The organism is Phyllobacterium ifriqiyense, from assembly GCF_030817885.1.
GTDB classification, from domain to species: Bacteria; Pseudomonadota; Alphaproteobacteria; order Rhizobiales; family Rhizobiaceae; genus Phyllobacterium; species Phyllobacterium ifriqiyense.
Map to the genome: position 1 here is coordinate 899,987 of NZ_JAUSZT010000002.1, position 13,420 is coordinate 913,406.

12 protein-coding genes are annotated in these 13,420 nt (G+C 53.0%); 8 read left to right on the forward strand and 4 right to left on the reverse strand.

Annotated elements, in window-relative coordinates:
• Positions 1–93 precede the first annotated feature (93 nt).
• The gene (locus tag QFZ34_RS05905; RefSeq protein WP_307278114.1) at positions 94–780 is read right to left on the reverse strand and encodes a hypothetical protein; all 687 of its coding nucleotides are present in this window, start codon (positions 778–780) and stop codon (positions 94–96) included.
• Positions 781–1,057: 277 nt separating this feature from the next.
• On the opposite strand from QFZ34_RS05905, the gene QFZ34_RS05910 reads away from it, so the two are divergent.
• Positions 1,058–1,297 (forward strand): hypothetical protein, encoded by a 240-nt coding sequence (locus QFZ34_RS05910; RefSeq protein WP_307278119.1) that lies wholly within the window; start codon positions 1,058–1,060, stop codon positions 1,295–1,297.
• A gap of 51 nt (positions 1,298–1,348) precedes the next feature.
• Here the strand turns inward: QFZ34_RS05910 and QFZ34_RS05915 are convergent, their stop codons facing one another.
• Positions 1,349–2,116, reverse strand: coding sequence for a helix-turn-helix domain-containing protein (locus tag QFZ34_RS05915; protein WP_307278122.1), 768 nt, complete (start codon positions 2,114–2,116; stop codon positions 1,349–1,351).
• A gap of 181 nt (positions 2,117–2,297) precedes the next feature.
• Here QFZ34_RS05915 and QFZ34_RS05920 point away from each other — a divergent pair, with 181 nt between their 5' ends.
• Complete coding sequence (locus tag QFZ34_RS05920; RefSeq protein WP_307278125.1) at positions 2,298–4,553, forward strand: marine proteobacterial sortase target protein; 2,256 nt, start codon at positions 2,298–2,300, stop codon at positions 4,551–4,553.
• On the forward strand, positions 4,550–5,161 hold the full coding sequence (locus QFZ34_RS05925) for a class GN sortase (RefSeq protein WP_307278128.1): 612 nt from the start codon (positions 4,550–4,552) through the stop codon (positions 5,159–5,161). The genes QFZ34_RS05920 and QFZ34_RS05925 overlap by 4 nt, the downstream gene beginning before the upstream one ends.
• A 725-nt stretch (positions 5,162–5,886) precedes the next feature.
• Here QFZ34_RS05925 and QFZ34_RS05930 read toward each other — a convergent pair.
• Positions 5,887–6,360, reverse strand: coding sequence for an SRPBCC family protein (locus QFZ34_RS05930; protein WP_307278130.1), 474 nt, complete (start codon positions 6,358–6,360; stop codon positions 5,887–5,889).
• A gap of 37 nt (positions 6,361–6,397) precedes the next feature.
• Positions 6,398–7,267, reverse strand: coding sequence for an SDR family oxidoreductase (locus QFZ34_RS05935; protein WP_307278133.1), 870 nt, complete (start codon positions 7,265–7,267; stop codon positions 6,398–6,400).
• Positions 7,268–7,363: 96 nt separating this feature from the next.
• On the opposite strand from QFZ34_RS05935, the gene QFZ34_RS05940 reads away from it, so the two are divergent.
• The 5 genes from QFZ34_RS05940 (at position 7,364) to QFZ34_RS05960 (ending at position 12,843) form a co-directional block, all read left to right on the forward strand.
• Positions 7,364–7,546 carry a hypothetical protein gene (locus tag QFZ34_RS05940; protein ID WP_307279033.1) on the forward strand — a complete coding sequence of 61 codons (183 nt, stop codon included), beginning with the start codon at positions 7,364–7,366 and terminating at the stop codon, positions 7,544–7,546.
• Positions 7,547–7,840: 294 nt separating this feature from the next.
• Positions 7,841–8,632 (forward strand): exodeoxyribonuclease III, encoded by a 792-nt coding sequence (gene xth, locus QFZ34_RS05945; protein ID WP_307278136.1) that lies wholly within the window; start codon positions 7,841–7,843, stop codon positions 8,630–8,632.
• A gap of 1,193 nt (positions 8,633–9,825) precedes the next feature.
• Positions 9,826–10,023, forward strand: coding sequence for a hypothetical protein (locus QFZ34_RS05950; RefSeq protein ID WP_307278139.1), 198 nt, complete (start codon positions 9,826–9,828; stop codon positions 10,021–10,023).
• 860 nt (positions 10,024–10,883) lie between these two features.
• Entirely contained in the window at positions 10,884–11,366 is a 483-nt protein-coding gene (locus QFZ34_RS05955) for a PDDEXK family nuclease (RefSeq protein ID WP_307278142.1), read from the forward strand.
• Positions 11,353–12,843: a ParB N-terminal domain-containing protein gene (locus QFZ34_RS05960; protein ID WP_307278145.1), complete on the forward strand. Its 1,491-nt coding sequence runs from the start codon at positions 11,353–11,355 to the stop codon at positions 12,841–12,843. Before QFZ34_RS05955 ends, QFZ34_RS05960 begins: the two co-directional genes overlap by 14 nt.
• Positions 12,844–13,420 lie beyond the last annotated feature (577 nt).

Below are 13,420 nucleotides of genomic sequence, written 5' to 3' on the forward strand. Positions count from 1 at the left end.
GTGGGAATGCCCTGGCTGTCCCTTGCGGCAATGGTTCACTGCAGGCCTGCGACGTCAGGCGGAAAAATTATCGCGCACTTCCAAAAACCACTTCTAGCTATCCTGTTGACTGATCAATTTATGGCGATGGGTTATCCATTGACCAATATATATGAGCAGTGCACACCCGATGGGCGAGCCCACTTCGCTGACGACTGTACCCAAAGTTTTAGGGAGCGTAAGAGCTGTCCCCATTGATACAGAAGACGAATAAGTCAGAAAGGCAATTGCCCCACCAAATACAACACCGATCAATACCCCTGATCCGATGTATCGGTCGATTTTTAGAGAATCTTGCTGGACAAGCTTCGCCAAAAGCCAACCCAATATCCCGTATTCAATTGCGCGAAGAATACTGATTGTCGCCAGGGAAAGTACTGCCGGCTGATCCGCTACCTTCAATATTCCATTCATGGTTTTCTGCGCTGATTTCGCGAAAGCAACTGCAATCGGCGCTGATGCCAGTGCGATGAGTCCCGCCACGGACGCGCGAGCTTTGCTCAGGAATACGCCGATGCTGACGCCTGTGCAGACAAAGAATGACCATGTGACGCCTTGAGCCAAATCAGAGATAAACAAAACACCCGCAGGGGCGCTGCCTCCGGCTAGTTTGGCGGCAAGTATAAACCCTTGCATGACAAACCCCAACAGGACCGAGAGCAATGCAACTGTCGCAATTTGGCGCAGGGCATCATCGCCGATTGTGCGCGTTGGTTCGTGTTCCAAACGATCTTGTGCCAAGGTCATCCTCCCCAAAATTCACCAGAGCGCAGAATATCACGAAAACCAAACCAGCACAGGCTCTCCGCTTGCTTCAGTCGCCTCGGCAAACTGTCCTGGTCCGATGGTTCCCGTGAACAAGATTCCAGGGAGCACCCACCAGGTTTTCAGTTCCTCTCGCAAAGCAGGCAATTTGGCCGCTAGGCCTCACACGACGCTTTGCAGCCAAAAGGAAGAATTCGTTTCGGCCTTGCAACATTAATGCTAAGCGGGCGGCGCTGTACTTAAAGGAAGCGTTATGAAGAAATTGATTCTCGTTTTTTTGACGATTATTATTGCGGTGATGGCTCTTGCCGGCTCTCGCTGGTATCGCTACGTCAGCAACACGGACAGCCCTTACGATGAAATTGGCATCACCCTCAACAATGCCGCGCCAGACCTGATCAATAGATGGGGATGTGCCATGCTTGAAACCCGTTTTGCCAATTCCATACCACCATATGGTTGCGCTGGCGAAAACGCCACGCAGTGGAAGTAAAGACGATGGTTTCTCGGTTGGGTCAGCTGTTCAGTTATCCCGTACAACCGATCATTGCGCTGCTACACCAGGCAAAAACATGGCGAACGGTTCTTCCACAGCGCGCCTGAGAAAAGCGGCATAAGGTGCAAAACCTGCTTGATCAGGACTTATTCGGCCCATCGGAGCCTCGGCCAGTGTCTTCATTGGAATATAGACTATCGGGGCAGCCACCGGTGTGAGTTGTGCGCCCCGTCCAGCCTGCAACGTGGTAAGTATTCCGTACATTTCACCGGTAATGGAAGGTCGGGACCCAATGACCAATCTCTGCTGACCGGATGTGTTGGTAGACAGATAGATATGGCCGGAAAGATTGGGGATTGCCACTGTACCCTGTTGGGTGAAAGCAGCGTCTAATCTGTCTTTTTCATTGAACAGGATATTGGAAGAGGCGTTGCTCCAATGAATCTCGGTGCAATAGGCAAAGATCGCCTGCCTGTCACCGAACGATGGGCGGATCGTCAGATAAAGACCTTCTATCCACGCCACCGATGCCCGTGAGTATGCCCCAAATTGCTCATCTGCATGGCCATTTGAAACGGCAGACGAAACATTCTGTACGTCTGCAGGCCGCAGGCGCATGGCCAGCGCCTCTTCCAATCGTATCGTCGTTGCCAGCGTAAACGGTCGGTGGCCTGATAGGGCCTTTTCCAGCGTTGAAAGGCTTATCTTCGCAAGATCGGCCAGATGCTGCCTCGAGATTCTGCGACGCGCCAATTCTTCACGAATTCGCGCGGCAACAGCCAGGTTCTGTTTTTCGGAAAGTTCGTCGCTATCCATTCACCTGCCCGAATATGTAAGGGTCCGCACATTCCGTCACATATCCACACATCGCGGCATCCGGCAAGGCTGGAGATGGCGCATGCGTGCGGAACATCACGGAAGCTTACGCTGGCGGCAAAATGGCACGTGGATGAAATGGGGAAAGCTTCCCGACGGGAGCATCAACAGGAGCTTTCCGATGAACCCTTTAACACTCAACCGCAAAAAAAGATCAATACCCCGCTGGGTGGGGCACAGTTGCCGAGCAATTGGCCTGATCAACCTTCTCGTTCTGCCACTGATCGCACTTGCTGCGACCCTGTTTTCTGCAATTCCTTCGCGTGCAGAAGTTTCTTCTTTTCAAACACAACAAATGACACTTGATGACGTAAAATCCGGTTCGTTGCTTTTGCAGGGCACCGCGCCAGGCCACTATGTGGAAGCCACCCGCGTGGCGACTGATGTTGACATCGTTGTCAGCGGCCCGACGGCTCGCACTCGCATCACCCAGATATTCACAAACCCTTCCAATGACTGGGTCGAGGCTGTCTATGCATATCCTCTGCCGGAGGACAGTGCAGTCCACGGTCTTAAGATGGTCGTCGGCAAACGCGTTATCATGGGAGAAATCAAGGAGCGGCTGGAGGCGAAAGCCATCTACGACAATGCAAAGGCAGTTGGTCAGAAAGCCAGCTTGGTGGAAGCGGCGCGACCTAATCTTTTTACCAACTCGCTCGCCAATATCGGACCGCACGAACAGGTCGTCATACAGATCGATCTACAGGAGCCTGTCCGCCTTTCAAACGATGTATTTTCCCTTCGCGTGCCGCTGGTTGTTGCACCTCGCTATAATCCTGCCCCAGTAACGCAATCAGCGGATGTCTCCGCCAACAGCAACGGTTGGAGTGTTGTGCTTGATCCCGTTCCTGACCGCGAAAAGATTACATCTCCTGTGCTCGATCGCCGTATCAACGCACCAGTAAATCCGGTGAGTATCAAGGTTCGTCTACAGGCGGGATTTAACCTTGACGAAGTCAAGAGCCATTTCCATTCTGTAAAGACGGAAACCATCAATGCCCAGACGCGGACTATCACTCTCCTTGATGGCACCCATGCCGATAGAGATTTTGAACTGACCTGGAGGCCGAAGGACAGCAAGGTTCCCGCAGTCGGACTTTTCCGGGAACATGTCGGCGACGAAGATTATGCCATTGCCTACGTAACACCTCCCGTCATCCAGCAGCAGAAAGATGCACGTCCCCGCGAGATTGTCTTCGTCATCGACAATTCCGGCTCCATGGGCGGTCCTTCCATGGATCAAGCCAAGGCCAGTCTGGATTATGCATTGAGCCGTTTAAAACCCGCCGATCATTTTAACATCATCCGATTTGATGACACAATGAACCTACTTTTTGTTGACACCGTCAAAGCCGATGCCAGGAACGTTTCCGTGGCTCGTGAATTTGTTGGCAGCCTTCAGGCATCCGGCGGTACTGAAATGCTTGAGCCGTTACGGGCGGCGTTGAATGACCCCCGTCCGGCCGATCAGTCTTTTGTCCGCCAGATTGTTTTCCTCACCGATGGTGCTGTTGGCAATGAACAGCAACTCCTGGACACAATTGCCGCAAAACTCGGTCGCTCACGGGTTTTCATGGTCGGCATCGGCTCGGCTCCGAACAGCTACCTGATGAACCGCGCAGCTGAGCTCGGTCGTGGCAGTTTTACGTTCATTGGTTCGGGCGAACAGGTCAATGACCGTATGCGTGATCTGTTCGTTAAACTGGAAAACCCTGTTGTAACCAACCTTGTCGCAACATTCTCGTCCGGCAATGGGGACATGACACCATCCCCATTGCCCGATCTTTATCAGGGCGAGCCTTTGGTCATCGCAGCAAAGCTTGGCTCACTTTCAGGAGTTCTTACTGTAAAGGGAACGATTGGCAGGCAGCCTTGGGAGCTGACGGTTCCAGTAGCCAATGCTGCGACCGGTGAAGGCCTGTCTAAGCTCTGGGCGCGTCGCAGGATTTCCGATGCGGAAGTCGAGAATACGCTTGGCATCTCTGGCATCGACGAAACCAACAAGCGCATTCTCAAGCTGGCTCTTGACCATGGTCTAGTAACCCGTCTTACCAGCCTGGTTGCGGTCGACAAGACACCGTCACGCACTCAAGAGCAGCCTTTGACACGCTCTGACGTTCCGCTGAATCTTCCGGCGGGCTGGGATTTCGACAAGGTCTTCGGTGAGCACGCGGACCGCAAAGCTGATATCGATATACAAAATATCAAGCAGATCGCTTTGAACAAGGCGTCCGAGGTGGCCGGAGACGTCCAAGGACAGCTACCTCTGCCTCAAACTGCAACCGATGCTGAACTACGCATGCTTGGAGGGCTTCTGCTCCTCTTGGCCAGTGCCGGTCTGTTCCTCAACCGTAAATTCGGACGCAAATCATCATGATAGCGATGCCAGAAACATCCAAGGGCTGGGCGGTCTTGCGCCCAGCCCTTAGGCTCATAACTATGATGGCTGCTCTTACCGGTTTCATGCTTTTCGGCCAGGGCATTTGGGTGCATGCGAAGGCTGAGCTCGCACAGATACTCCTGGAACGCGCATTTGCCGAAACGCTCGCAACCGGCAAGACTGTAAAACCATGGTCCTGGGCTGACACATGGCCTGTTGCCCGCATAGAGGTTCCCCGCCTGGCTGAGAGCGCTATCGTGCTGCATGGTGCAAGTGGTCAAGCCTTGGCTTTTGGCCCCGGTCATCTCGAACGAAGCGCTGAGCCCGGCGGCGATGGCACGACAGTCTATGCCGCACATCGCGATACACATTTTGCGTTCCTAAAGAATGTGGGTATCGGCGATGACATCATGGTCACAGGAAAGGATGCCCAAGCCTTCCACTACCGGGTGACGGAAACGGCAATCGTTCGGTGGGATCAATCCGGGGTCGACGCCGAGGCACTCGGCAAAAATCTCGTGCTTGCTACCTGCTGGCCATTCGACAGCATCACGTCCGGTCCAATGCGCTATCTCGTGAAGGCGACGCTTGTTCCGGGAAATTGAAAAGTGGCTCTTCAGCCACCCCATCGGCTGGACGACGCAAATTCCGCGTGTTTGCAAAAGGGGCGACGACGCAGCATTTTGAAGCAGTTATCCCAAAGATAATTATCAATCATTGGAACGCTAATCCTTGCCCCTGTGCGATAGCTTGAGTCGATGGATTTGACCCGAAGCATTTCACCAAGATGCAAGACCATCTGGACGGGCGCACGTTGGGAAAGGCGACCCGATATGCCAACGATGGTGAAATCTATTACTGCATCGCGTCAATTCTCAAATTTGCCCCTTTATCCGAAGATTTGGATTGTCTCGGATAATCAGAACCACAATTTATCGATGAATTTGCGTAGGCTGGCCCGCGCGAGCAGGACTTTATCGGGATTATTTTTCCATGTTGGACAATGTCCCAGTTGCCGGCAAGGCTGGCTGATATTACAGCGTAATCTCAGTACCGGAGATATTTATGCGCACTGCGAAGAGTGCGAAACGGGGTTCATCACCCCAGGCGATCTATGGCCGCCCTTAAATGGCTTTCTCATTGTTCTCGAAGAACATGACGACGAGACTGAGAATCCTTCCAAAGAAATATCCATAACGGTCTGGACGAACTTTATTGTAATAAGGTTCCCCTTGAGTAACGCTGCCGGGCTTGCCGGATAATCAAGAGGTGCAAGCTCTGCACAAATGGCAGAGCGCCGAGATGGCTCACGGCGCCTTGCCGCGGTGCGTCAGAGGCTGCCCTCCGCAAGCAGCTCTCGTGTCCGTTTCAGGGTCGATAGCAGGGCCGATTTGTATCCCTTTTCGCTGTCGAACTGCGTCTGTTCCGCATGTTCTTCCGGACCATTCGGAACTTTGCCGCGCAGGCCGATGTAGCAATAGAATTTCAGCTGCAGGGCCCCTGTTTCATCTTCGAAGATTTCGTTGATGATCGCGCCCTCACGTGGACCAGTGGCTTGAAAGAAGGTGACTTTGCTATGGGGTTCAAGGGTGATGATCTCCCTGATGTCGAAGTGAGCGATGGTGGCTTCGCGCACGAAATGCGTCGCACTCTCCTCGATGACATCACAGCGGGTGCAGAGGCCAGCCGGGAGAAAGAGGCGCGCATCGCGTGCCTTCAGTTCCAGTCCCTTCCAGACTTGCTCGCGGGTCAGCTTTGTTTCGCCTTCGGGATTTACGGGGATGGTAGCGGTTGAATAGATCATGACGATGTTCCTTGTTTGGAAACGGTAGACGGCAGCCTCAGGCAGAGGGAGCAGTATCCTTGGCGAAGTCGCGATAGGAGCGGAGCGGGCGGCCGAGAAGTGTTGTCAGGCGCTCGACGTCGCCGCCCTCGGGCAGCATGCCGTCGGTCAGGAAGCGCTCGCCCATCATGCGCATGTCGTAGGCCATCCACGGCGGCATGAACTGCTTCAGGCTCTGCTCGAAGACTACAGTGTCACCGCCTGCATAATTGATCTGGCGGCCAAGAGCGTCGGACCAGATGGCGGCGATATCCGTTCCTGTGAGTGTGTCAGGACCGACAAGATTGATGCGATCGGTCGGAAGCGCTTGAGGAGCCTGTTCGCGACGCAGCAGTTCAATTGCTGCAATCTCCGCGATGTCGCGGACATCGATCATGGCGAGACCCTTGTCACCGACGGGCATCGGGTAGATGCCATAGTCCGTGATGACGTCTCTGATTGTCAGATCGTTCTGGATGAAGTAGGCCGGGCGCAGGATAGTGGCATTCATGCCCATCTGCTCGATCATCCGCTCCACGCCGAACTTGCCGGCAAAATGCGGGACGTTGACGTAGATGTCGGAGTGAATAACCGACAGGTAGACGATCCGCTCAACGCCGGCCGAGCGGGCAACATTGAGCGCGATCAGGGCTTGGGTGAATTCATCGGATACCACGGCGTTCAGTAGGAAGAGCGTTGAGACGCCTTCGAAGGCCCTCCGAAGCGCGTCGACATCGAGGAAGTCGTCTTTGGCAACGGCAACATCGGTCGGGAAGTTTGCTTTCGAGGGATCACGGACGAGAGCGCGAACGTCTGCGCCACGATCGACAAGGCGTTGAATGACTTGGCTGCCGATATTGCCGGTGGCGCCGGTCACGAGGATAGTCATGGGATTTTCTCCGGGGTTGATATTGCTTGACGCCCCGAATATGGATGGATCAATATCGATCCAATAGATCGCTTATCTAGACACTCCGTCTCACTGTTGGAACAGAAAACGGATCTCGTCGCGCTTGCTGACTTCAACCTTGTTGCCCGCCACGGCGGCTTCGGTAAAGCCGCACGAGCCACCGGGCGGCCGAAGGTAATCAAACAGAATCGGTTAGTTTGTACCGCGAGGCGGCAGATCAAGGTCATGCCGGAGCGCAATATCGACTGGGTCAAATGAGTGAGTATGGTATAGGCTGTGGGAAAATCGGTAATAGGAACCACTGTAGCAATTGGCTGACAAATCGGCTGTCCATCTCGAAGAACAAGGGTTTGGTGTGCACAGGCAACGGGAGATCATGATGGCGAAGCGCAAGCTCATCCACATTGGAACCGACAAACACGGTGAGCGGAAAAATGAAGAGAGCACGTTCACTTTGTCTGTCAATGTTGGTCAATTCCCATCCTCCGACAAGTACAAGGTAAAAAACGACGCCAGGTCTGGCTCGGGTTACCAGAGCGATCATAGATCCACGTGAAAATCGCCACCTACAATGTCAACGGCGTAAACGGCCGTCTTGATGTCCTTCTCCGTTGGCTCGGCGAGGCGGAGCCGGACGTTGTCGTTCTTCAGGAGCTGAAAGCGCCGGACGCCAGATTTCCCGCCAAGGCTATCGAGGCTTCGGGCTATGGCGCGGTTTGGCACGGTCAAAAATCCTGGAACGGCGTCGCCATTCTTGCCCGGGGAAAACAGCCGCACCTTACGCGAAAAGATCTCCCTGGAGAGCCCGAGGATGAGCAGAGCCGGTTTATCGAGGCCATCGTGGACGGTATTGTGATTGGCGGCCTTTATCTTCCCAATGGCAATCCTTATCCCGGCCCGAAATTCGACTACAAGCTCCGCTGGTTCCGGCGTTTGCATGACTATGCCGCGGAGCTCCTGGAACTTGAGGTTCCGGTCGTGCTGGTGGGCGACTACAATGTCATGCCCACGGAACTGGACGTCTATAAACCGGAGCGCTGGAAGGACGACGCCCTGTTTCGCACAGAAGTTCGGGAGGCCTACCAAAACTTGATCAATCAGGGCTGGACTGATGCGCTGCGGCAGATGCATCCGGGAGAACGGATCTATACGTTCTGGGACTATTTCCGCAACGCCTACGGACGCGACGCGGGCCTGAGACTCGACCATTTCCTACTCAGTGCCGATCTTGCAGGACGATTGGCAAAGGCCGAAGTCGACAAGCACGTGCGCGGCTGGGCCCATAGCAGCGATCACGCGCCAGTGTGGATTGAGCTAAATGACAAGATCAAGCGGAGAAAATGAAATGTTGACCAGCAAACGATTTCCGCAGCGGTCTGAAAAACCTGTTAGATCGAGCGGCGGCTTCGGATCTAGGCATCCATTGCCCCTGGAACCGAATATGAGACTTGACTGTGTGCGCTCTGCAATTGCGCTTTGCTAAATTGGCCGATCATGAACAGCTAACTCGCACCCGTCGCTAGATGGTTGTGGCACAAGCACGCATTCCTGTACCGGATGTGCATGGTATTCATCGCGGCGAACGACTTGAGGCTGTCACAAAGGCCGAACGGCTTCGTAATTGGGTGACTTTGATCGAGAACCTGTACGGAAACTGAGTTCTCCCATTTGGCTCCAAGAAGCTTACGCTGCTGGCGTAATCCTTTAGCGTGCTCGAGCGCATGAACCTGGTTTTGCTGAAATCGCTATTGCGGCTACCGCGGATGCCAACGGCCTAACGGTGTTAACCGCTAACGAAAAGCACTTTGGACCGATGGGGGTAAAATGGTGGAATCCGTTGAAGGAATTGCCGCTTTCTTCATAAAGAATGCAGTCCCTGTAAAGCTTAGGTGAATCTAGTTGCGCGTCCGGAACGTGGACCCAATTCAAAAATCTCACTATCGAATGGGTCTGTACAAAATAGAAAGTCCTGGGAAAACGGTCGTTTGAAAATGCCGATAATAGAAAAAACGCGCATGTTTACAGGTGACAGAATGCCCGAAACGCAAGGAAAATGTGCGTTTGCACAACGCAGGATCGCTTTGAACCTTGGGGCAGAGTTCTGTGGCTAAACCCTTTCATTGCCGCTGCCGGCTTATTGTATGCATAGTCCGATAAGATGAAGCTAAGCCGTAGTTAGGTGCTATTAAACAAAAAATATTAACGTAAACAAGATGTTAAGTTCTTGATAGTTTGGTTAGGCGAAGATGCGGTCCCCAGGCCGGATGTGGCTGTGGCTTTTACTTAAGAACTGCAATTTTGCAGTTCCAAGGTAAAAACGATCGCTTTTTTACTTTAGGACTGCACTGCGAAAGTGTCGGCGGCGGTTCTCGTGAAGCGTCGGTGCTGCAGGAATTCCTCATACCGATCAAGGGATACCTGTAGGTCAAGGCGTTATTATCGGCGGGCAGTGCGAAAGTCGCGGCTCGGCATTTGTCAGAATGTAAGCCGGGGACGAGGGCTCGCCTTGTGTCATAAAATGATGGGATACACCTTTTATGATACTTACATTCCAGGACGGGATAAATGACACTCTATTCGCTTTGGCGGCGGCACGCGAACGTTGTCACATAGACGGACGTATAGATGACAGCCGTGATCGGCTATGCACGGGTGTCAAAAGCGGCATTTTGCCCGACCATGGACTATCGGCTGGATGGGACGTCGGCGTTCGCAATTTGCAACTTGATGGTTGAAATTGTTAGCGAAAAATCAAACGCTTTTTATCAACTAAACCTAACGACCATCTGACGTTTTTCAAATTGCACTTCTTAATTAAAAGCCACACCAGGTTTCAGTGGCGGCTGCGGCTTCTGGCTAACGATTTCAATTTGTGTGGCTCACAGACTGTTAGTGGCGATCGGGTTATTAGAACGCAATTGAACTGCAGCCGGAAGAATCCATGCTCTAGGGAGGTACCCTGGCGAGAGCAGACCATGACTTTTGCACGTCGGCGTTGCGGAAATGGACGTTCCTACCGCAGACGCGTTTGGTGGCCCAACTCGATAGATAGGTCACCGTTGTCTTAGGTTGGGCCATAATGCCCCATCGGGTAGCTACTGGAGCCAGGCAACTTTAGATGGGGCGTATGCATCGAGACGACTAGCTTCTTTTCTTCAATTTAGCCAAACGGCAGTAAGTGCCACAAATCGTCGAGCGGTCGAGTAGGGAAGGGGGAGCGAGGGCTTCGAGCATATTAGGCCGAGGCTAATCGGACCAAAGTGCGTACGTAAACGACTTCAAGCGAGCACCAGAACAAAATGGGAAATCATGTAGCGAGTGCAGTCAATCTCAAACTTCGTGTGAATCCACTTTAATTTCAAAGTGGCGCGCCACGGTTCAACGCACCGAGATTCTTCGGTCAGAGCGGATTTTGTCCTCTGTCCGGTGGCCGTGCTCCGTATTGCCGGTCGGCAGACTAATCAAACATCACGTTCTCGCCTCGCAAATCTCTTGGCCCTTAGTCAGAACACAAAATTCGCAACGCCTAAAATAAATCTTCTCGCTGTCTATACAAATCTCCGAGATTTATGATAGTTAGGTGGAGATTAACCGATTGCCGAAAGAGATTAGTGTGATTGCAGACGATGACAACGGTGCTAAGGAACGCGAAGTCCGTGATTATTTTGCCCAACACTTGGGTCGATCACGTCCGCACGAGCATCTAGCAAGGAAAGAGCAGGGATATGTTCTCTCACGTCTGAGAGCCGACATGCGGACAATTGACCTCCACGACACGATCCGCGAGTGGGAATTCAAACTTCACGCAGACTATCGCGCAATCGGCCAGATTCTGACTTACGTCGCCCTTGCCCGAAGAGAACTTGGCTTCCGGGCCGTCCGTGGCGTCGTCGCTGCATTTTCTTTTGCCGATGAAGTCTCGTTGGCAAACGAGGTGATGAACCTGAACCTTGAACTCGTCACGCTTCCCGATTGGATGCGCGGCGCCGGCAACGTCACAGGGCGGCCAACCAGATTTATGCTTCCCACAATACCGAATATTCAAACCAGAGCGAGGAACGACAATGAAAATTCCTAATCTTACACCCCAAGTCATTCACACAGATTCTATTCCCAAGGATCCAGCCTATGGCGGCCTGAGGATCCTCAGGGTTCAGGACGATCCCCAGGCTCTGCAGGCCATGCAGACTGGCGCTTACGAGTTCCAATCGCCGGCGGCAGGATACAGCAACGTCAATGGCATCCTTTCGAGGAAAGGATTCATTGCAAAAGCCGGCCAGTCACGGGTCGCTGTGACACTGAACATTTCGCTTCAGACATTTGTCGATCTCGTCAAGTACGATCCGTCGAACCCGCCGCCACAGGATTACAATGCGCTTGGCATGAAAGACATGCACGATCGGACCCAGAGCGACTTCAAGGGCCAGAAGGCGGCGAACAAGAATGATTTCAAAGACTATCTGCTGGAGGGGATCCGCGGCGACCGCACGCTGTTCTTGCCCACCATATCTGGATGGCAGTCGTCGAAGGTGTTTGACAGAACGGTATTCGTCGTTCTCGATGAAACCAACCCTCATGGGCTCTACGGGATGGCGTATCTTCCCAAAGCACCCGTCATGCAGGCGGATGGCCAGACGCAGACTGCGGCACTTTTCGCCGTGGCAAATTCCAAGGATGCGATCGATGCTGGTGCCCTGGACGACATGATCATAACGCTGGAAGTCGAACTTAACGTCGACGAACGCAAGGCCGGCCAAAGTTTCGCTGATCGCAATGGCAGGGGGTCGAAGAAAAACAAGAATCTGGTTATCAGCCTTGATACCTCGTCTGCCCTGAGCGAGCTTCGCTTTGCAGCACAGCAAGGTACGGTTTTCGAGGAAAGGCTTGCGACGGGTCGAAACACCAGCACGAGCGAAACCGCCACGAAATATATTGTCGATCTCAGCACCATGGAGCAGATGCTGCTGAATGTCATAAGCCAGGGGCGCATCAAGCCGGAACATTTCAAGCGGTTCCACGTGCCCTATTTTGAGCCGTTCGCCAGCGATTTTCTCACGATGCTTGGCGAGCAATTCTCGGCCCAGTGGCTGGAAAACACACCGGCAAACAGTGATCCATTCCGTCGCATCTACGTCCATGGCTGGCCCTTCGCCTTGAAGGCAATCGCCTTGGCGTATCACCGGGCTCGCATTGACGAGATTGGTCCACTGGCTGCGGCAATCGGTGTTCCGGACGCCAGCAAAACCGTTGATGAAGCGTTCAAGGCGGAAGTCGAAAAGCAAAAGAGCAACTGGGAGCAAAAGCCCGTCATATCGCTCGAGGAGTTGCGCGATCGTCTCACAAAAATTCGGTGGGAACGGTATCGCAAGCACTGGACCGATCTGACCGGAACAAAGATTAAGGATGGCAAGATACGTCGCCTTCCCCTGAAAAGCGCCGGTGGGAAAGATATGGCCGTTGGGCAGGCACAGAACACAGCTTATATTATCAATGCTGTTGTCGATAAGATCCTGTCTGACAATTGGGCGGACCTGACCCAGGCTATTGATGCCTAGTCAAAAATCTCATTGATAAAAAATAGGCGCGATTTCGCGCCTATTTTGCGTTTTCAAGTGCGTTCAGTATCCATGCTCGAACGTCGTTGAGCGAGTATAATCCGACTTGGCTTTTCCCCGTTTGCCGATCGGCTATATCCCAGTAGGTGTGAAATGGACCCCTGGTATAACTGCGGCCTGGTTTTCTTGCGATTTGGAATCGGCCATTGTCAGCTTGATACCCGTCGGACGTACGTTTTAAAGTGACCTTCGATGTTGTTCGGTTCATCTTGTTGCCTCATATCGTGTACATGATATTGTAGGCGTATCATGTACACGATATCTCGTCAATAACATGTACACGATTTAAGGTGATCTTGACTCGAAATATTTCGCATGCGATCCCGCAAGCCATGGGCCGCAAAAAGAGATTTTCGGAGAACATCAACCTTACTTTGCCGGACGGTGCAAAGGCGCGCATGGACGCGCATCTCAGGCAGGGGGAAGATCGGCTGGCCTTTATTAGGGCAGCTATTGACGCTGAGATCTCCCGCAGAGAGAGTGATAGTTCAGACGACGTCAAGCCGTCATCATAGGG

What these genes read in the sequence shown, in the direction of transcription:
- QFZ34_RS05935 (WP_307278133.1), bottom strand. Translation starts at nt 7,267, where the DNA reads ATGACTATCCTCGTGACCGGCGCCACCGGCAATATCGGCAGCCAAGTC.
- QFZ34_RS05915 (WP_307278122.1), bottom strand. Translation starts at nt 2,116, where the DNA reads ATGGATAGCGACGAACTTTCCGAAAAACAGAACCTGGCTGTTGCCGCG.
- QFZ34_RS05920 (WP_307278125.1), top strand. Translation starts at nt 2,298, where the DNA reads ATGAACCCTTTAACACTCAACCGCAAAAAAAGATCAATACCCCGCTGG.
- QFZ34_RS05960 (WP_307278145.1), top strand. Translation starts at nt 11,353, where the DNA reads ATGAAAATTCCTAATCTTACACCCCAAGTCATTCACACAGATTCTATT.
- QFZ34_RS05910 (WP_307278119.1), top strand. Translation starts at nt 1,058, where the DNA reads ATGAAGAAATTGATTCTCGTTTTTTTGACGATTATTATTGCGGTGATG.
- QFZ34_RS05925 (WP_307278128.1), top strand. Translation starts at nt 4,550, where the DNA reads ATGATAGCGATGCCAGAAACATCCAAGGGCTGGGCGGTCTTGCGCCCA.
- QFZ34_RS05950 (WP_307278139.1), top strand. Translation starts at nt 9,826, where the DNA reads ATGATACTTACATTCCAGGACGGGATAAATGACACTCTATTCGCTTTG.
- QFZ34_RS05930 (WP_307278130.1), bottom strand. Translation starts at nt 6,360, where the DNA reads ATGATCTATTCAACCGCTACCATCCCCGTAAATCCCGAAGGCGAAACA.